The 19,295-nt window shown below is 55.1% G+C and carries 19 protein-coding genes; 2 read left to right on the top strand and 17 right to left on the bottom strand.

Annotated features, from left to right (window positions below; translation table 11 throughout):
- Window positions 1-7: 7 nt before the first annotated feature.
- A complete protein-coding gene (locus tag ACSVIK_RS02690) occupies window positions 8-799 on the top strand; it encodes an EAL domain-containing protein (RefSeq protein ID WP_442442837.1) in 792 nt (263 codons plus the stop codon).
- Between the two features lie 70 nt (window positions 800-869).
- Here the strand turns inward: ACSVIK_RS02690 and ACSVIK_RS02695 are convergent, their stop codons facing one another.
- The 9 genes from ACSVIK_RS02695 to ACSVIK_RS02735 all read right to left on the bottom strand — a co-directional run bounded on the left by ACSVIK_RS02695 (window position 870) and on the right by ACSVIK_RS02735 (window position 10,513).
- Window positions 870-1,877: an ATPase, T2SS/T4P/T4SS family gene (locus ACSVIK_RS02695; protein WP_442442838.1), complete on the bottom strand. Its 1,008-nt coding sequence runs from the start codon at window positions 1,875-1,877 to the stop codon at window positions 870-872.
- A 589-nt stretch (window positions 1,878-2,466) separates the two neighbouring features.
- Window positions 2,467-3,639 carry a type II secretion system F family protein gene (locus ACSVIK_RS02700; protein ID WP_442442839.1) on the bottom strand — a complete coding sequence of 391 codons (1,173 nt, stop codon included), beginning with the start codon at window positions 3,637-3,639 and terminating at the stop codon, window positions 2,467-2,469.
- A 15-nt stretch (window positions 3,640-3,654) separates the two neighbouring features.
- Window positions 3,655-4,128, bottom strand: coding sequence for a type II secretion system protein (locus ACSVIK_RS02705; protein WP_442442840.1), 474 nt, complete (start codon window positions 4,126-4,128; stop codon window positions 3,655-3,657).
- A gap of 11 nt (window positions 4,129-4,139) precedes the next feature.
- Entirely contained in the window at window positions 4,140-5,882 is a 1,743-nt protein-coding gene (locus ACSVIK_RS02710) for a GspE/PulE family protein (protein WP_442442841.1), read from the bottom strand.
- 14 nt (window positions 5,883-5,896) lie between these two features.
- Window positions 5,897-6,535, bottom strand: coding sequence for a hypothetical protein (locus ACSVIK_RS02715; protein ID WP_442442842.1), 639 nt, complete (start codon window positions 6,533-6,535; stop codon window positions 5,897-5,899).
- Window positions 6,536-6,538: 3 nt separating this feature from the next.
- A complete protein-coding gene (locus ACSVIK_RS02720; protein ID WP_442442843.1) occupies window positions 6,539-6,961 on the bottom strand; it encodes a hypothetical protein in 423 nt (140 codons plus the stop codon).
- 73 nt (window positions 6,962-7,034) lie between these two features.
- Window positions 7,035-7,967 (bottom strand): hypothetical protein, encoded by a 933-nt coding sequence (locus ACSVIK_RS02725; RefSeq protein WP_442442844.1) that lies wholly within the window; start codon window positions 7,965-7,967, stop codon window positions 7,035-7,037.
- Window positions 7,967-9,610, bottom strand: coding sequence for a type II secretion system protein GspD (locus tag ACSVIK_RS02730; RefSeq protein ID WP_442442845.1), 1,644 nt, complete (start codon window positions 9,608-9,610; stop codon window positions 7,967-7,969). The genes ACSVIK_RS02725 and ACSVIK_RS02730 overlap by 1 nt, the downstream gene beginning before the upstream one ends.
- A 12-nt stretch (window positions 9,611-9,622) precedes the next feature.
- Entirely contained in the window at window positions 9,623-10,513 is an 891-nt protein-coding gene (locus tag ACSVIK_RS02735; RefSeq protein WP_442442846.1) for a hypothetical protein, read from the bottom strand.
- 185 nt (window positions 10,514-10,698) lie between these two features.
- Between ACSVIK_RS02735 and ACSVIK_RS02740 the strand changes: the two genes are divergently transcribed.
- Window positions 10,699-12,147 (top strand): HD domain-containing protein, encoded by a 1,449-nt coding sequence (locus tag ACSVIK_RS02740; protein WP_442442847.1) that lies wholly within the window; start codon window positions 10,699-10,701, stop codon window positions 12,145-12,147.
- A gap of 48 nt (window positions 12,148-12,195) precedes the next feature.
- Here the strand turns inward: ACSVIK_RS02740 and ACSVIK_RS02745 are convergent, their stop codons facing one another.
- The 8 genes from ACSVIK_RS02745 to ACSVIK_RS02780 all read right to left on the bottom strand — a co-directional run bounded on the left by ACSVIK_RS02745 (window position 12,196) and on the right by ACSVIK_RS02780 (window position 19,147).
- The gene (locus tag ACSVIK_RS02745) at window positions 12,196-12,717 is read right to left on the bottom strand and encodes a hypothetical protein (RefSeq protein WP_442442848.1); all 522 of its coding nucleotides are present in this window, start codon (window positions 12,715-12,717) and stop codon (window positions 12,196-12,198) included.
- Window positions 12,714-14,111: a hypothetical protein gene (locus tag ACSVIK_RS02750; protein ID WP_442442849.1), complete on the bottom strand. Its 1,398-nt coding sequence runs from the start codon at window positions 14,109-14,111 to the stop codon at window positions 12,714-12,716. Before ACSVIK_RS02750 ends, ACSVIK_RS02745 begins: the two co-directional genes overlap by 4 nt.
- Window positions 14,075-14,770, bottom strand: coding sequence for a hypothetical protein (locus ACSVIK_RS02755; RefSeq protein ID WP_442442850.1), 696 nt, complete (start codon window positions 14,768-14,770; stop codon window positions 14,075-14,077). The genes ACSVIK_RS02750 and ACSVIK_RS02755 overlap by 37 nt, the downstream gene beginning before the upstream one ends.
- Window positions 14,771-14,803: 33 nt before the next feature.
- On the bottom strand, window positions 14,804-15,679 hold the full coding sequence (locus ACSVIK_RS02760; protein WP_442442851.1) for a hypothetical protein: 876 nt from the start codon (window positions 15,677-15,679) through the stop codon (window positions 14,804-14,806).
- A 261-nt stretch (window positions 15,680-15,940) separates the two neighbouring features.
- Entirely contained in the window at window positions 15,941-16,312 is a 372-nt protein-coding gene (locus ACSVIK_RS02765) for a hypothetical protein (protein WP_442442852.1), read from the bottom strand.
- 115 nt (window positions 16,313-16,427) lie between these two features.
- Complete coding sequence (locus ACSVIK_RS02770; protein ID WP_442442853.1) at window positions 16,428-17,042, bottom strand: hypothetical protein; 615 nt, start codon at window positions 17,040-17,042, stop codon at window positions 16,428-16,430.
- Window positions 17,043-17,139: 97 nt separating this feature from the next.
- On the bottom strand, window positions 17,140-17,871 hold the full coding sequence (locus tag ACSVIK_RS02775; RefSeq protein ID WP_442442854.1) for a hypothetical protein: 732 nt from the start codon (window positions 17,869-17,871) through the stop codon (window positions 17,140-17,142).
- A 76-nt stretch (window positions 17,872-17,947) separates the two neighbouring features.
- Window positions 17,948-19,147, bottom strand: a complete 1,200-nt coding sequence (locus ACSVIK_RS02780) for a DUF3150 domain-containing protein (RefSeq protein ID WP_442442855.1) — start codon at window positions 19,145-19,147, stop codon at window positions 17,948-17,950.
- Between the last annotated feature and the right edge of the window lie 148 nt (window positions 19,148-19,295).

Raw genomic sequence — 19,295 nt, forward strand, 5'->3', positions numbered from 1 at the left:
CGCCACCATGACTCCCTCGAGAAACTCCGAAGCCGTTCAATGGCCAAGTAATACATCAGAGCCCTGCACGCTCTCTTTGGCCTATCAGCCTGTTATCGACATCGCTCGAGGCCCCACCTCAGCCGTGGCATTTGAGTCGTTGTTGCGGATCACCAAGGACGGTGTCACCCGCGGCCCGATCGGACTGGTCGAGAAAGCAGAAGCGAATGGCTCAATCGTGGCCATCGATCGCTGGGTGCTCAATGAAGTGATTCACCTGGCAAGGGCAAGGCCGGCGCTCAACGTCTGGGTCAACACCAGCCAGTTGTCTATTGCCGATCCTGAATTCTTGACCGAGGCAGTTCGCGCTCTCATTGGCAGCAGGACACTGGGCCGAATCTCATTCGAAATCACTGAGACGGCAGATGTTGATGCCGGCCTGCTTGCACAGCGTCTGGATGCACTCAAGATGCGCGCAATCACAGTGCTTATAGACGATATCCGAGACGGATACGCCAAGAAGAGCCTACTTCTCAGCGATGCAGTAGCTGGATGCAAGCTCTCACGCGAAACTATGCTCGAGTTGCACACCTCCGCGCGCGTTCGCTCCGAGGTTGAGCAGCTGTTGAAGCTTTGCAGGCTGCACCGAAAACAAGTCGTACTAGAAGGTATTGAGACTGAGGCTGACCTTGAGGTAGCCAGGCAAATGTCGATTCCTCTGGCCCAGGGATACCTCTTCGCCCGCCCCAACACGCCTGAGCAGCTCTCGCTCTACCCGCAGATGAACCCTCAGCAGATTCGCCTCCCTCAAACCAACTAGGGGCCACCCGCAAAGCGGATGGCCCCTAGAGATTTTTTCTTCCCTGCCGCGTAACGCAGCCCGTTCTTCGCTAGATATCGATTCGACCACGAGCGTTAAGCCACTGCCGCATTTCCGCCGGCGTAGCCTTCCGATTCTGTACATGGTCAGCCGCTACCTCAGCCATGCTCTTACGTCCTTGTTGCTTCATCTGGGCAGGAAGCATTACCAGCTTGTTCTCTTCGATGATGTCTCTGACGACTTGAGTGCAGAGCAATGACTCGTAGACCGCCAAGGGCGCACGCTTAGCATCACCAAAGCGCACCAAGTGCTGCCACCAAATCCCGGACAGAACATGCGGCAGAATCCTTTCGAACTTGGGATCAAGCAGAGTCTTCATCCGGACTATCGCGTCTGGCGCGCTCTCAGAGTGAATGGTACCGACGACTCTGTGTCCACTCGACGCGGCGATGATTGCCGCCTCAGCTGTTTCCGGATCTCGGATTTCCCCTACCATGATGGTCAGACGGTACTGCCGCATGAAATCCCGAATTGCCTCAGCAAAGTTATCAGTCTGCTCACCCACCTGACGCTGGATAACCGTTGGGTCTGGATGAATGATCTCAACTGGATCTTCCACGATTCCCAATGGGCCACGAATGGATGCCTCCAGCGCTTCGATCGATGCCGTCATGGTGGTCGACTTACCCGAACCCATCTGCCCAGCGAACAGAGTTAGCCCAGGCTCGAGTAGCAAAGGCCTGATTACATCCCAGGGCAGCCTTAGGTCTTCCGCAACCCGCGGTATCTGCGTGAGCAGCTTCCGCATCGTGATGCAGTATCCCTGCATCGTGTTCGCAAGGATGCAGCGGTACCTATTCCCTTCAAATGACTCAGTGAAGTTCACCGACTTTGTCGGCTTACCCTTCCGATCACCCAGGAGGCGTTGGAATAGATCAGCCCAAGCCGCCGGCGGGGCAATTGCAGAGGAGATACCGAAGTTGTCCTCAAGGGCTAGGACCTTTTCCGACAGCATCAGGTTAGTCGCAGTGAGCGGGTTTACTTCCGCAGCCGATTGCCTCGCAAGCGAGTTATTCACCTTGCCGTCTCCTAGCATCAATGGTGTTTCAAACCCCAACTGGGGAAATAGAGAGGGATGTCCTGGGGCTAGCGTGTATCTTCAAGATGTAGGAACTTCTTTTGCCCGCTGACCCAGTCAGCACCTGTCGCTCCTTTGCGGGAAGTGGTCACGATAACCCTGGTCTTTCCATTTACCGTTTGCGTCTCCATCCCTCCGTACCCGTCTTCTAGGAATGGCAAATCAACTGCGACGTAGCACCGGGCCGCATCAAACTTCACTAGGAAGTCAGTCCCAAGATCGTTTTTAGCGGGAAGTTGGTAGTTTGCGGTTAGCTTATTCTGGAGCTCCTGGGTGGACGACCAGGTAGGCATCGTCGGGTAAGTGTGTGTAGCTACACCATTGGCGACCGTGGTGGTGAGGACCTTACGTCGAGCAACGTCGCACGCACGCAGAATCGTTCTTGCCTTCTCTATCGAGGAGTTCACCCTAGTCGCTTGAAGCGTGTCCTGGACGGCAATCCCAACCAAGGCGGCTAGAAAGCAAACGAGCAGCACGACAAATGCGAGCTCCACCATTGTGAAACCCGCTTGTGACCGTGAGCGCATCATCAGTAACCCCGGATGCCTTGGCTCATACCGACTAGAGGCAAGTAGAAGCCAACGGACATTAGAATGATAGCGACGGTCATAGCAGCAAAACCGAATACACTGGCCATACGGCTGACCTTTGACGAAGCCTGACCGTAGTGAATCTTCAAAGCCTTAAGCAGGTTTGAAAGGATTTTCTCCCTGTCTTTCAGGTTCGCATCCTCAAACCCCTTCAAGTTCTGCTTCATCAACTCTGGCCAATCTTCATGGTCGAGACTCGATGACAAGGCTCCGCCTTCACGAGTGCGTTCGAGTGCCTGGAGGAACAGTTTCTGAGTACGCCCAGAACTGCGCTCCTGCAGGAACTGGAAAGCTTGCTGGTTGCTGAATCCACTGAAAGAAAGGATCTGGTAGTTAGAGACGAAGTTGATCGCCCGTGTGATCTTCAGCTGCTCGTTGATGTGCAGTATCGGCCAGCTGTTTTTCACCGCATCCCAGTACCTGTCCCGGGTCGCGTATAGCCCGCCGAGAATTGCTAACGTCGGAATACCATAGGCATGGTAGAAGTCCGACAGCGCCAGCATGATGTGGCTTGTGGTGTTCAGCGTGAGCGGGAGACGTTGGACCTCAATAAAGTCAGTGAGCGTTGTTCCACCAATGTACGGAACAAGAACGATGAAGCCGAGGCCAAGGCCGGTGTAGGCAAGACCTTTGATGAGGGTCTTGCGGTATTCAGCCTCTGCTTCCAGTTTCTCCAGCATTGTCCTGGAGGCTCGCTCCAACGACTGCGAAAGCTTGCCTGTTTTGTCACCGGTTTCAGCGAGCATCACGACCGTATCGCTGAAGCGCAGCAGCGTGAAATAGTCTTTCGGCTTCTCGCAGATATCCATCTGCGCCTTGGTAATACCGATCCTGGCGTAGGGAACGGATTCCTCAATCGCCCGGCTGGCAGGCCAGCCGGATTCGATCTTTGAACAGATCGAGGAGAGCATCACCACCTGGTCTACTACCGGGAACTTCCGATCCAGCAACGCCGCCTTGATGCCACCGAAGTAGTCGACACGCACCTGGTCAATAGTGCGTTTCGACAGGCCGCTGAGCTGGATTGCCTGCTCTCTGCTTTCAGCCTTTAGCGACGGGAGCTTGCGCACATAACCCGACTCGTCGAAGTAGCTGATCTGCCAGTAAGCCATGGTGATGCGTCCTAGTTAGTTGCAGCGGAAGCCGATGTTCACACTTGTGGTGCCGCTCGCAGTCGCAGATGCGACGTTGCCATTGTCCGAGAGGCGAGCTGCCAAGTCAGAAGCTGCGTTGGAGTCGGTCGGGTCGACCACATAGTTGACGGTGACAATCCCGCCGGTAACAGAGGACACAGACCAGGTTGTCCCCCAAGGGGTGTTGGTTTGCAGGCCGCGTTCGAGGAGTTTGGCTTTGGTGACCGTCGTCGCGTCACACTTGTTCTGGCGGGCTACCGCCCGACCAATAGCGCCCACGAACTCTTTCTCGATTTGAGTGGCCGCCGCACCGTAGTTAGCATCGTCCCGTTGCTTCTTCAGGCTGGGGAGCAGGGTCCAGGCCAGGATACCAATCACCACGAGCACAAACGCCAGTTCCACCATGGTGAAACCGCGCTGAGCGCCGGCAGATTTCATCGAACGAATATTGCGTGTTGTAGCGTTCATGCAGTCCTTCCTTACAGTTGAGGAACAAGTGGGGTATGTGTGTTGGCGGTTGGTTTACCGGCGGACGATCCACCAGCAGATTGGGTCCGGTCCGTCAGATAGGGGTCGAGTGTCTTTTCGAGTTCTTCCAGTGTCGTGATCCCCTCCTTCACCAAACGGAGTCCGTCATCCCACATGTCCCGGAATGAGCCCGATGCAAGACCTTGGCGGCGTAGTACTCGGCCAGGCGTCCCGAGAAGCATTGCGTCCTGAATATCTGGCGTTACCAGCAAGATCTCCACGACACCGATGCGCCCCTTCATCCCGCCAAAACCGGTTCTGCAATGCTCACATCCATCCGGATTGGCCTGGTAGACGACTGGGTCAGTTGTGCCCGCAAAGGCAGCGTTGCCGGAGTAAATGGCGTAGCGCTTAGCATCGTCGGTCAGGCGATGAGGCTTCCTGCAGTGCTTACAAAGTTTTGCCACGAGTCGCTGCGCAACGATCGCTGTCGTATAGGTCGCGATAATGTCGCGAGGAACACCCATCGTTATAAGACGATCGATGGTCTGATGACTGCTACTGGTGTGCAGGGTCGAGAAGACCAAGTGGCCAGTCATCGTCGCGTTGTACGCCAGCTCTGCAGTCTCCTGGTCTCGCATTTCGCCGACGAGAATCACATCGGGATCTTGTCGGAGAAATGCGCGGAGTACCGTCGCAAAAGTAAGATGCTCAGAAACCTCGGTGTGGCCCATCCCCTCATGGCGAAACTCAATAGGATCTTGAGCCGTTTGAAAGCTTCGGTCAGGGTCGTTCCGATAGCTCGCATCCAAGGTCGCCGAAAGCGTCGTCGTTTTGCCGGAACCTGTAGGCCCGGTCACCAGCACCAAGCCAGCGGGCAATGCTCCAAACCAGTTCATCAGCTCAGTGTTTTCTTGAGTCATACCCAATGCAGGTAAGCTGACCAGCGTTTGGTCGTTGCCGAGCAAGCGAATGACAATTTTCTGCGAGCGACCATTCAGTGCGCTTACAGGCAGGGTGCTAACACGAAGCTCGATAGTCTTGGACGATGAAACATCAAAATTGAAATTCGCGTCTTGAGGCTGCGTACCGTCGTATGGTTTGCCTGCAAAAGTGTCGATGATTACCCGTGCGACAGATTCCTGGAGAGAATCCTTGTATTGCCTGACGTTTCTGAGTCGGCCGTCAATGCGATAGCGAACCTGGATTTGGTCGATTTGCTGACTTGGCACTAGATGAATATCTGTGACACCGCGTGCAGCTGCATTTTTCACCAGATCAGTAACGAGCTTCTTCGAGATCTCCTTCTGGTGCTCGCTATCGCTAGATTCAACGTGATCAGCTTCTGCCCCAACATTTCGAAGCGCCTCAAGCTGCTGGGAACCGATTACGCCAACACCACTTGGGCTAGGTAGCCCATTCTTGAGTGCAAAGGCGTTGGCAGCACTAACCACCTTCTGGTCCAGAGGGTTCGGCGTAAACATCACTCCGTCATAGATGGCGAACTGTGCTTCACCATCGGAAAGATGACAGTCACGACCCTCATCAACACCTTTGAAGACTGGAAGCCGTATAGCCTCTCCAACAGCCGCGACCACTGCGCTTTCATTGTTTGCGAGCCGTCCAATGTCTTGGATCACGCTTTCAATGGACTCACACGGCGACATGCTGTCTGCCTGGGCCTTGGTAATAGCTTTATGGCGTACGAGGACTTCAAGAATGCGCTTTTGCCGTTGTACGACTGCACTGCTCATAGGAGACACCTGTATCAGCGAGACGAACGCGACCAGTCGATACTGAGAACCTCAGTCCCGGACGGGCCTTTCATGTATGCACGGGAGGCGTCGAAGCGGATGAGAGTCAGATCATTGATCTTGTCGCCAATCCTAAGGACGCGATCAGATCCACCTGACTTCACGACAACGGAATCTGCCCTCACCTCGATGAGCCTGATCGAGTTTGGGAACTCCACTGAGCCTTTTGAGGGACTCTTCTTCGGCGACTGGGCGTTGAAGGCCGGCGCCGAAGACGACTGTGTCGACGGCTGCTCAAACGAGAACGGCATGCCGCTGTTGAGTTGTTGCTGGGCAGATGCAAATGGGTTGGAGTCATCCGGACCCGCCTTGGCTGCGCGCTCTCTGACTTCAATACCAAGTTGCTGGAAACTTTCTACACCCAAGGGTTGGCCGTTCTCATCAACCAGTTGCCCGGCATCGATCATCTGCTTGACGGACGTTGCCATCTCGGCTTGCAGCTTCAGCTGGTCGCGTTTGAACCGCATGCTTTCAAGCTGCTGATTCCGCGAGCGGACCTGATCGTCCTCGTTGTTTAAGGCCGGGGATGCAATGGTTGGAGCCGCAACAACAACTGCGATAGCAAGTACGGATAGTTTGATCAGACGGTTCATCATTCAGGTGCCTACCACTGTGATATTGAGCTTCATGACACCGCCAGAAATGGCGTAGTCGTAGAGGAAAGTTGGTACCCGGGTCTGAATCGCACGGGCGATGGAAAGCACAATGCGAGGCTCACCTTCGAGTTGTGCGTTCCAATGCCTGAGTGGGCCCGAGTAGCTACGTTCAGGCTCTGCATCAGGAGCTGCATCGAAGGGCGTGAATGACACCCCTGAAAGCGTTGCTATAGCGGACGCTGTCCTCCAAGAGGCCTCAAGCTTTGGGAGAACCTCAAGCTTGTTGATTTGCTCAACATCCCGACGGAGGTCAGTAAGCGTTCGATCGATTTGGTCATAGTCGGCTGGTAGCACCCTCATATCACTGAGATAGACGGTGCCCTTAATGGCCAAGGCCAGCGTTAGAACCATGACTGCGTACATGGGTTTACTGAACCGCTCACGCTGACGTCGCGATCTAGCAAAGCCCCGAGTAGCTTTTGTCGGATTGAAGAGATTAATTTTGCACCTCCTGATCACCAGTTAGGGTCAGTTGGTAAGCCATCGAAGGTAATAGCTCTGCAGTTACACCTGGAACTTTCAGAGACAGATCCAAGCGATACCCGGGCCTGGTTTGGAAAATATGCTCAGCCACGAAACTATTCGCTTTAGAAGCGGATTCAGGAGTAGAGAGATCTGGTTCATATGTCAGCAGATCATCGATACGTCGGAGCACGACACTGTCATCAGGGCGTGTTTCGAGGCGCTCCATTAGCAGCGCTGATATCCGCTCTCCAAGCTCATCAACCTGGATCTTTTTCGCGCCATACTCAGCCATGTTCATCTTGTGAACTGAGTACATGGCGTAGTTGAACGCTGCTGCGGCAAACGCCAGCACCAGGCAGATAACACCAACGGCATACCAACGCTTGGTCTGCTCGTGGCGCCGCCTGTCAGCCATATCAGCGCGGGTTTGAGCCGGCGTATCAGGCAGTTCCAAGTCATCAAGATCGACAACAACCTGTACCGCACTATCCAGGTCGTAATCGTCATGTACGTCACTCAGGAATCCGCCAATGAATTCTGACGACGTCTGGATGTTTGCCGGGTTTCCATAATCTGTGCCGGCCTCCATCAGGAGGTAATGACCTGAGTGAGCGCCGGTACGGAAGATTGTCAGCTGCTCGCCAAGCGCAACCTTTCCATTCGCGAAAAGGGTCTGCCAGAGCCCATAGACGGGCAAGCCTGGATAGTTCTCACGGAAACCTTCCAGAACGTTCTCGTCGATATAGATGGGAGGGCGACCGTCAGCACCCGCTGGTTCGATGATGGTGTAGACATCACCTTCACTGACGGTGGAGAGCACCTTCGAACCGACCGAGTCACGGACGAAGATGACTTCCTTCCCATTTACCTCAACAGGAACGTTGAGCAGCAACTGGCGAGCCATCAGAACACCCCTTCAACCAGGGTCGGAGTCACGACCAGAACAAGCTCGCGGCGCTCGAGCGAGTTGTTGATGCCTTGGGTGAGAGGGTTCAACACTGCCTTGCTTACCAGGTTCTGCCACGGGAGCTGACGCAGCGCTTCATTCATGCGCTTAGTGATCAGTCCGCCCATGTGAACAGACTGGCCGGAGGATGCGACCAGTTGAGTACTGAACTCTTTCAAGTTCACACGAGGCGTCTCGAAGGAGTAGTCACCAATCATGATGGTGTCAGCTTCATTGAGATTGGAGATCACCGGCCAGACATCAATGAGCAATTGGTCATTGTCGAGAACGCGGACGGTCAGGCTGAGAGTCACACCCACTTTCAAGCGACCCAGTTTCGGAGTAACTGTCGCGTTACCGTTAACGTCCTGCGTTTGCTCAACGTCGACGATGTAGGTCAGTTCCTCGCCGGCGTAGATTTGCGCAGGCACACCATTGCGAACAGTCAGGTTCGGTTGATCCTTCAACTCAACACGACCGTAGTTCTCCAGGAATCGAACCAGTGCCGTCGCCGTTACCTGATCCGACTGATAGGTGCCTTTCACGTTCCAGAAAGGATCGTCGCTGGATGGGCTGGTATTGAAGAAGTTGAGACCCAGCGGGTTGCCATTCACCGTCGAATTAACAAGCAAGTTCCAGTCGATACCCTTCTGCTTGCCGTCGTTCAGCAAGACGTCATAAGCCTCGACTTGGACGTTGACCACCTTGGTCGATTCAGCAATTGCTCGCTTCAGATAGCGATCAAGCACCTTCATCTTCGACGGTTTTCCGCCGGCAGTAACGATACCTACCGAGCGGATACCCTCGATGTATGGCTTTGCTTCTGCAACTTCCAGATCGGGGGCAAATCCGGCGCCATTGGCACCATCGAAGTTCAGGCCAGCGCCTTGATTCGGGACGTACTGGGAGGCCGCGACATTCGGCATACCCATCGCAGACAGTGCGGCATTCGCAGTTAGTCCTGGAGCAACCTCATCCTCTACACCGAGAATTTTCCGGGAGCCCTCGAGGATCTTCAGCCACTCATCTTCCGAGAGAGTAAAACCGACGACGTTACCGGTTGAGACGCCTGTACTCGCGTCGGTCGCACCCTCGTCTGCTTCACCAGCCCTTGCACCTCTTGTTTGAGTCGAGGCGATGACGTTGTTCACGTTCCGGGTCGATGCGAAAGCGGCAAGGTTCCACTCTCGAGTTTCGAAGTTGCTGACGATGATCCGGTTTCCCGTGATCTTGATGTCGAGGTCGAGAGTGCCTTCAACATACTCGATGAAGTCAGCAACGCTCATACCGCTTGCCATTACGTCGACGGATTGATTCAGATCCGTTCGGCCTTTAGGGATGATTGCGTAGCCAGGCAAGGCATCTGCCAAGACCTCGCGAAGGACCAACCCCGGCCCGCTCTTGAAGATAGGTCGGCTTTTCGCAACATCCTCAGTGCGGATTTCTCGCACATAGGTATTGCCTCGAAGAGCCTGCATCTTCTCCTTCACGTCCGGCCGAAGTGGCGCGTTCTTCTGTTCGTTGGTGAACTCGAAGGTGCTTTGGCAGCCGATCAAACCAGCCGCAATGGATACCGCAAGGACTATGTTCTTGAGTTTCATGCTCATGCCTGCTTACTCGGCTTCGTTGCTGTCGGACAGGATGATCATGGGGTTTGGATTCCCCTGTGCGTCCTTGAGATCCCAGAAGTACTTAAAGCGAACGCGGGCATCTCGAACGCTGCCGGTCAGCTCGCGCAGCGCAAGATCCCGTGGATCAGTGGAGATGAATTGGTAGCGGCGGGTATTCAGTTCAGGGTGTTTCCTGAAATCTGTTTCCACACGCCACCCCTCCGGCATCATCCCTGTGACGATCTCCTTCAGGGTCGCGGCTTCATACTCAACCGAGACTGGAGTGTTCAGGACCACTGTGGGGTCGATGCGCTCAAGAATTACTCGCTTGTGGGCCGCGGATTCGATGACCTCGGCGTTGCTCTCAGCAAGCATCAGCAACTGATCGCTTTGTGCTTTGATAGTGGCGATATCAGCAATCTGCTCACTCTTCACGCGATCAGCCTGTCGCTGCGCTTCCAGATTCAGGCGAAGAGCTTGTTCGATCTCAGCTTGTCGGGCGGCCAGGTCTTGCTGACGCTTCAAAGCAGCACTTTCTGCCGTTGCTTTGGCAGCTTGGAGCTGCTGCTCGGTCTGAGTCCGAGCAGTGGACAGCGCCTGGCGGTTGCGCTCCAGCTCCTCAAGAGTCAGGCGGTAGGTTCGCTCTGTCTCTGTCTCTTCGATCGACATAACCGGAAGGTCGGACGACAGGTCGATCTGAAGCGAGGAAGGCTTAGTGCGCTGGTAGTCCACCGGCTGATTAATGTTCTGAGCTCGACCAGCCTCGTAGGACCGATCGAACGGAGACATGGCCTGCCCAGAGCTAGACAGTGCTGCATCGCTGTACGCGCCAGCTACAGCGAAAGCCGATTGGGCTCCGAGCATCAGCGCCAAAATGGACAGTGCGTTCTTCACGACGGATTCCTTTGGAGTTGTCAGTTACAGCTAATAGTGGAAAGCCACTGCTCCAAAAAACGCCGTTTTGGTTGGCTCGATGCGAAAAAAAACGGCATCGTTTCCAAACCACGTCCTGAGTCCTACAGATGAGCTCCTCTAAGCCCCCCATCTCCCCAATTTCCGGGGTTATAGCGCTACTCACCATGTTTGTTGTACTGGTGTGTGGTTACGCTGCATTCCTTGAATACACCGGCAAGGCCCTCGACTATCAGGCCGATTCACTCGCGCCTTCCTGGTTCATGTTTCAACCTGCCGTGATCATCAGCCTGATATCCGATGGCGGCCCCATCGGCACACTGACCGCGGTTGCAGTGAACATTCTGCATTCGTGCTTTTTTGCCGCGCTCGTGTTCTCTGGTGGCACCCTCGGTTTCGCCAAGTACTTCACCCCGCGAAATCAGACCAAAGCACCCGAGGCTTCTACCACCCAGCCAGCTCCTGGTCTCTATCCATGTGCTATTGAGGGCTCGGTGATGATGATCTCCATTCCCGGAGGAACCGATCCAGCGACTGGTCAGGCAACACAGGGGATCGTTGACACTGATCCATTCACGCAGATCTTTCTACGTGTTGACCGCAAGCCGATCGTGACGAAGCGGCCGCCCAGCACTCCGATAGAGAAGCTAGAAGTTGCCCTATACGAGCTATTAGCCGCGCACCCCACAGTTCCAGCGAGCGTCGGCCACCATCATGCTGATGCGAACCTTTACGAGCACTCACTCTCGATCGCAAATGCCGTTGTAGGGTACTTCCGGGAGCGAGGCATCACAGAGCCTTTAGCTCGTGTTGCCGGCCTTGCACACGACGTAGATAAGCTGCTCGCGTACCAAGAAAAGTCCCCCGGGAACTGGGTGAAGCGAAAGGATGCAACCCACCACAACACCTTCAGTGCCTTTGTCGTTGCTCAGCAACCTGAATTTGCTTTGCTGGACCAGGATGACAAGCACGTTCTGACTATTGCCCTGAGGTACTACCACCACCCGGACAAGCTTCCCGAACACACGCATGAGCGTGTTGAGCGGCTAGTCAGCGCAATACGCCATGCTGATGGCAACGTCATTCGCGCTGAGAAAAGCTCGGGAGTTGAGTCGGCTCGCGAAGCAAACTCCACCAGCGGATTGCTAGATGCCGCCTTGGAGAAAATGTTCTCTACTGCCAACATCAATGACATCCACAGTACTGGTCTCTCATGGGGATGGACGAAGGAGGCTCTTGAGTTCGTCGTCATGCCAATGTCCAGACTGATCGAGTCCATTGGTGCATTCCTACCGGGCGAGCTGGCCCGTCAGCTTCAACTCGGAGTTGAGACCAGGCGCTTTGATCACCCCTCGATCCCAGTTCTTCTGGACGCGCTAAACCGCAACTCACTACTCATTACAGAGCACAAGGACATGGTCAGCTCAACGGGCCTGTTTGACGTCAAGATCAGCACGAAACCATGGAGGTCTTGCGTCCTTCTATCAAAGGATCGACTAGAAGAGATTGTGCCTACCGCCGTACCGAAATGGGGTAACACAAGCTTTACGGTGCGAGTCGTACGCGCCACAGTTGATAAGCGCCAAGCAGAGGACGTCGAGGATACTGAGGGTTAAAAGATTCCGCATGCAGAAACCCGAACCCGCCAACCAATGGCGGGTTTTTTATTGGGCACCGAGAATCCTGATTGCTGCCTCTGTGCGCAGGACTCGCTCCGCACGGTCAATCTCACCCATCCTGTTCCAGCACTGATAGGCCTGCTCATAAGCAGCCTGCCGCTCGGAAAGACGACAAGCAGTTACGCTGTACTCCCGCGAAGATAGATAGTCGTCAGCGAACTGCAGGAGCGTTTCGTCTCGACCGGTTTCCCAAAGCAACCGGACCACCGTGTCGATCACAACCTTTCGGGTCTCACCGCTCAAGCCGAAATAGATCAGCTTCAGTTGCCCTTTTTTGTCTCGGTAGACGAATTTCTGCAGGGATTTTTCTGCATATGCATAGTCGCCTATATCAACCGCCTTAGAAGCTCCGCTCGCGATTGCCATATCGTCTAGGCCTACGGTTGCTGCTGCGGTTACATTCTGCTCGTAACCTGGTACCGGGTAGGGTTTATCGGAGGTTGCGCAACCTGATACGGACATTGCCAGCAGCAGAATTGTTGGTATTACTGACGTACTCTGCGTCATCGGAAGTGCTCCACCAAGGAGTAGCCGCTCCCTGAACTGAACAGTGCATTCTTCTTCACTTCGAGCAATTTCAGTTGTGCCGGCTTAGCACCAAACATGCTGGTGATGTCCTTCACTGACGCTTCTGGTGTCTTGAGGAGGAAGGATGTATCGCTGTTCTTCATCATGTCTTTCGTCACCTGGTCAGGGCTCTGAACACCCGCCCACGCGCCCACACCATAACCGCGCCCTTCCGTCACGATTCTGTTGAACGGGCTGATCGCGGAAGCAGAGATCTCTTTGATGTGCTTCCCTTCGTCCGCTACCAGAATGTGGGCGGGGAACTTGGGGTTGAAGCTGTCTTTGCTCTTGGTCTCCATAACCCCCATTGCGAAGACCTGGTTTGCGATGATCCGCATGATCACCTGCTGATGCCGTGGGCTGAGGTTACCCAGATCGTACCGGTTGATCATTCCGTTACGCGGTCGCGCGATCGACTGCGTGAACAGCCTGGTGTCCACCATCACGTTGATCACAGAGCGCAAACTGAGCAGTGACTCTTTCGACCAGTGTTCCCAGTCAGCCGACTCGAAAACGTGCTGCTTTGTAATCGCTGCGTAGGTAAACAGCTGATCGACCATGCCTCCCAGCTTGCCCTTGAAGTCCTCCGAGAGCTGAATCAGCTCCTGGCTTACCTGCTCCTGCATTGCCCCGTCTTTCTCGAGAACACGAATCTTGGCCAAGGCCTGGTCACGCGCATAAGCAAAGTACCCCATGATCTTGCTTGCTGAGACCGCATCCATGCCGCTAGTCATCATGCCAACGATCAAGTCGATCTCTTCGAGGACCGTAGCAAACGTAGGTGACGGCCTTGTCCAAGTATCCATGTCATCGTGGTCAATGCCGGCCTTGCTGTAGACCCGCTTCAGAATCTCAGTCAGGTAGGCAAGTTGCTTCTGGCCGGTCTGCGGGTTGAACACTTTGACCAGCTCGATGGCGTTCTCGATCGTTCGGAAAACCCCTCCGCCCTCGACCGTTTTGGGCACCTTCAGCGGGTTAAGAGAGATCCCATCGGTGTAGTAGTTGAATACCAGATCATTGAAGTTTGAGGCGTCTACCAGGTGGCCTAGGCCGCTTCTGACAAAGTTCTCGTGCCTGAAGTCGCCCTTGATATCGATGATATGAAACGTCATTCCTCGAACGAAAACGTTCGCCACCATGTTGTGCAGGGTGTGCGTCTTACCCGCGCCGGAGCCTCCCATGAAAATCGCATTGAAGTTAGCGACCTGGGGAAAGGACCATTGAACAGGGACACCTCGAGAATCCATCCCGATCTGAATTGGGTCATAGTGGGAATACGCTGCGCGCACTCCCGAAGCTAACGCTGTAGGTTGGTGTGCTGCAGCTTGATGCATTTAATTTTCTCGATGAACGCTAGGTCTTCCGCCACCGCGGCCGGCATCGCCGTATCCGCGTCAGCACGTACAAATGGGTCACCACACTTGCTGCACTCCAGCTCACCAGTTCGGAGCTTTGCTGCATTTGATGTGGTGTCAGCAACGACAGAGGCCCCCTCGTCCCCGCCGCAGGAACAAGTAACGAAGATCCCCCCGCGCGCCAGGCGCACAGGTCGATCATCGAATAGCCCACGAACCTTCGCACACGCTTCCACTTCCATGCTGTCAGCCAGCTGGTCAAAGAAATCGACCCACACGTCGTCATGGGGTTTCTGGATGGTGTAATCCTCGACCTTTGCAGCAATGGCATGGAGGATGTGCGCAAGCTCATGCGGAATGACCTCAAGGATCATTGACTTGAAGTCCTGCATCAGGAAAAGGCCCTGCAGGCTGAGCTTCACAATTCCATGCGGCTCACCACGGATCAGGAGGACGTCGACTGACGACGCAGAATGATCTGAAAGGGTGTAGTCGAATCGAAGATCCACCCAGACATTGGAGCCAGGGAAGTTAACCAGTTGCAGCAGCCGGCTAACTTCTTTCGCAGCCTGGATCTCACGCGAGTACTCGGCGTTGTGCTGGGTGATGAGGGGAAACGTCAGATTATCTGTGCTCATACCCACAATAGTGGGAATGGACTACCCCAAATCTCACAATGACGTGCGAGACAATGCAGCAAACACCCTTTCCCACTCGCTGAAGTCCCCTTGGTTCGCGTCCTGGATCAGCTGATCCATCCGGTCAATCCCCTGGCTTTGCAGAAATTCAATGGTTGGCAAATGACGACGTGCCCACTTCTGCATGCCGATGGCATAAATCGCTTTTGAGCACCCTTCTTCGGTGCGATTCAGCGAAGGCTCCTCGCACCTCCGTTCCTCGGAACCACTGCTTTCCTCAGAGGGGCTCCGGACGCTGCGAATGCCGGTTCGAGCCCTCATGTGTGCCATCAGGATCTCATCAGGAAGGGTCGGATAGCTGAGTTTGAGCAATCCGATGCAGTGCAGCTGCAGATGAAGAATGTCAGCTTCGCTCAGACCGACATCAATGCTGCAGGCAGCACGGGAGTCTGCAGATGAACTGGACGCACGGATAATCAAAGCGAAGGCACGATCCGCTTGGTATCCACTCAACGTCCGGTAATCAGCTCCAGACCTCGCTAGCTCATAGCTTAGCGAGGGCACGTCACCGGATAACCATCTGTAAAGCGCTAAGGTGCCATCAATGTCCAGCGTGAGAGAGATTCTTCCAGGATCATTGTGCAGGGTGTAGCGCCCATTCTGCTTTCTGCTGAAGAGCAGCTTTAGGCCTGCCTGTACCTTTCCAGCGAAGGCGCATTCGGCATCAAGCTCGTAGTTACGCAGATAGATTCCGAATCCCACTGCGGCATTCGAGAACACCTGGTGGTGACTCAGATAGGTGCCGGCAGCAGGATTCTCAGGATTGGCGAGTTCGTATGCCCACCTGCCAGAGTCGCGCCTCTTTGCGGTGAGGAAACGCCTGTATGTGTCTTGAAAGTCGATGAGCATGATCACCACATGGGCATTGAACCTATGGGGTAATAGTAACGACTCAAGGGGTGTGGCAAAGCCGCATCCAGGTAGCGCATTTTTCAGTAGGCGTGCGGAAGCCCACCGAGGCCGCCGAAGCGTTCAGTGTCTGAATAGGGATATGAGTGAGAGTGAATCAGAAGGGTTGGCAAAGGGGCTGAATCAACAGCCCCTCGGTGTGCGGCCAGGTCCGCACTCGCCGGATGAGTCTGCAGTGTGAAATGGTCATGGGAATAGCCCTCAACCATCTACCCTCCACTGCAGAAGGCCGCCGAAGATTGGCGACAGTATCTCGTTCTCGACGCTGCCCATGAAATCGTTGCAGAACACTCCGTCCGAGTAGAGCACCAGCACGTGGCGCCCAGGGTTGGCCATCTCTGCTTCGGGGCTGAATGCATAGTAACCCTTGCCTGGGAATGCTCCGTCCAGCCTCACGTTCAGTGAGTCGATGAGATCGCGAACGGATTCAAGCGGCATGGACTCAGGGAAATGAAGTTGGGGAGCTTCTTGGCGGGCAACGATGCTCTCGACACCGCGGCGGAAATGACTCTCGAACGAGAAGCCATGGTCTGCAACTAACTGGGTCGTCAGGCTGCTCGAGATACTGATCATTGGACACCTCATCTAGGATTCGGGGCGGACGCCACCTCCAAGCACCCTCGATAAGAAGGTATTTGGAGGTGACGCCCGCCCTTCCCCCTAGGGAGAGGGCGGTGTCAGACCTCGGTTACAGCAGCGCTTTCAGCACAAACCCAACAAAGGCAAAGGCCCAGTCGAGTCCTGCGTAAACGACGCCCCCGATTGCTAAGTACCAGCTGAGCGCGCGAGCGGTTCGGCTGGATGCATCGGGATCTTGATACATGTGGAAGTACTCCTGGTCACCGATGTTGGCCGGACCAACAAACAGTTTCAGGCCTTCTTCTTGAGCCTTCGGAATTCCAAGCGCCTTCATCGCGTCATAGTTCAACGCAATGCCGTCCTTAGGGACATGTTTCGCACCTGGTTTCGAAGAGCAACCTTGCGCACGGATCATCAGGAATTTCCCGTTCTCCGCGTTGTAGATCTTCACAAGCCCCTTGCGACCGACAAGCCCAGTCCGGCCACGACCGGTTGCGCTGCCGATGTGCATGTTGCTGAGGCGAGCAATGTTCAAGGTTGCATCTTCGTCCTTCAGGCCAAAGCACTTCGTGATCTCCACGCATTTATCAGCCTGGCGTGCTGCAAAGTGGGTCTGGAGAGGTTTCGGGTCAAAGACCTGCATCACCTTCCAGGCACTCCGCGCGATCGCCAGAACGGCCAGATCAAAACGAGTGATCACTGCTGCTTTAACTTCAATTTTCATAGGAATCTCCTCTGAGGGCCGGACCTCAGCTCGCACACCCATTGGTGGCTAAATTAGGATTCGAGGGGACGCCGGCCGCGCCCCTCGTTCATTTCCGTTACTCGTCGATGTCGTCGTTCAGATCGCAGTCGTCACGCTCGAAGGCTTCCATCAACGCCTCCACCGCCTGCTCCTCTCGCTGCTCTTTGAGCACTTCGAGGTCTTTCCGCTTTTTGGCACGCTTGTCACGCATCTGATCGCGTTTGGTGAGGGACCGGATGGTCTCTCCGCTACGAGAATTGTCGATAAAGTCGTGCTGGGACATCACTTCCAGGAAGGCTGCAAGGCATGCCTTGTGATCCTCTTCAGGGGCCATCATCCAAAGCCGTTTGTTGAGAACGGCAACGGAATTAACGACAAGCCACGAACATGGATCAGTGAACAACGGCTCAATTGCTTCCCTTGCGGAACGCAACGTGAGCTGGTGATTCAGCTCCCTGACAAGTTGGCCTTTCGCTCCGAACTGCCTTGTGCCTGTGAATGGTTTGCCGACTCGCCGGTATAGAAAACCCAACTCGTCGAACATCCACTGGCCATTTTTCACAAGAGGCGCCAACCCGAGGGCCGACTCCAATCGTTCGATGGTCGCGTTGTCAGAACGGGTGTCAGACGTTGCAGTCGCTTTCACGACTTCGTCCTCATCCACTTCCTTCGCGCCTGGCAGATACCCGGAGGTAGACCATAGGGCTTTGCGGTCAAAAACCAGCTTTGTGGCTGGTTTCATCTGCCGCTGTTTACCCTCTGTAACGGATGGTTTAGCGATTACCGCGCCAAACAGATCGGTTTGCATAGTGCGCTCCTAGGGGGCGCACCACGGACCCTGACGGGTACGTGGTCGCCCGTCAGGGTTGGGTTGTGGTTGAGGGTTAGTAGAACGCCAGGAGGTCGCCGGTTTGGCCGACTTCCAGGCTACTGGCAACGCAGGCGTCTACGGCCGGGACCGTTTCTTCCTGCTCCTCGATATCCTCCACAGGGGTAGCAGCCGAGGCTTCTACTCCTGCCGCAGTTACCGCGGGGGCGGTCGCTACGTTGGTGGCTTGAGGATTTTGCGGTGCTTGAGTCCCTACCTGCTGAGAACCGGCTGCAGGTGCCGAGGCGCCCTGCTGCTGAACAGGTACAACAGCGATCAGCGGCTGCTTTTTCTGCAAGCGATCCCAGACCAAGGTCTGATCACGCAGCGCCAGCAAGCACTGCTCGAAGTTGGAGAACTCAATTGCGGTCATGCTTCCCGAAACCGGAACCTTCGCAAGTTCGGCCACAAGGGCGTCATGCAGAGGCTTGATCAGCGGATGAATGAACGACAGAGGTTCCAGTCGGTCACTCATTTGCTTCGCACGTTTTACGGTGCGCGGGTTGAGCTTGATCTCACCGTTAGTGCCCGCTTGGGCCTTGCCAGTGATTGTTTTAAGGATCGCGAGTGCCTCACCGCAGACATGCTGGATGCAAGCGCCCATCACCCCCTCTCGCAAGGCAACAACGCTGTCGCGCTGCGCCTCCATGAGTTCCGGCACAAAGTCTTCGCCATTGAGGTCAAGGACGTGGACCGTGTACGCGAACTTCATGTTTTTCTTCACCACATCCCAGGTGGGTTGACGCTGCATCAGGTGCGTAGTCAGTTTGGCAACCAACACCGGATCAGCCCCACCAGCAACAGCAGCAGATCCAAGCTGAAGCAAATGCTCGGAGCACATACTGTCGTAGGTCACTTCGTCTTTCGCCATCTGCTCATCCCAACGAACCTTGAGGGCGTCGAGCTCCTTCTTCTTCTCAATCGCCGAAGCGATCGAGTTGACACCGCCAAGCGGGGTCTTGATGGAGCCACCCTCATCAAGCACGTCTTCCGCGAGTTCGCGGATTCGGTGGTAGTTACGCAGGAAGTCCTTAGGAAAGATCTTCTCGCAAAGGAGCTTCTTCGTTTCCTTCGGCAGTTCGCCAACCACGACATCGATGTCCTTCATGTCGACCTGACGGTCTTCAGAAATACAGGTGATGAAGTGGTTAAAAACGGCGACCTTGGTTTCAGCAGTTTGAGCAACGATCGATACAGCTGCGTTTACGTTAGTCATGGTGTTACCTCGCACCCGCCGGTCCACGGGGCATAGAGAAAAAACACCCGGGGCCGGAGCCGGGTGTGGTCGAGTCGCAATGGCCTCGAACAAGCACCCGGCGTGAGCCGGATTCTTGGTCCAGCCCACTGAGGGAGGTGTGCCCTAG

Source organism: Pseudomonas sp. NCHU5216 (genome assembly GCF_052156495.1).
Lineage (GTDB): Bacteria > Pseudomonadota > Gammaproteobacteria > Pseudomonadales > Pseudomonadaceae > Aquipseudomonas.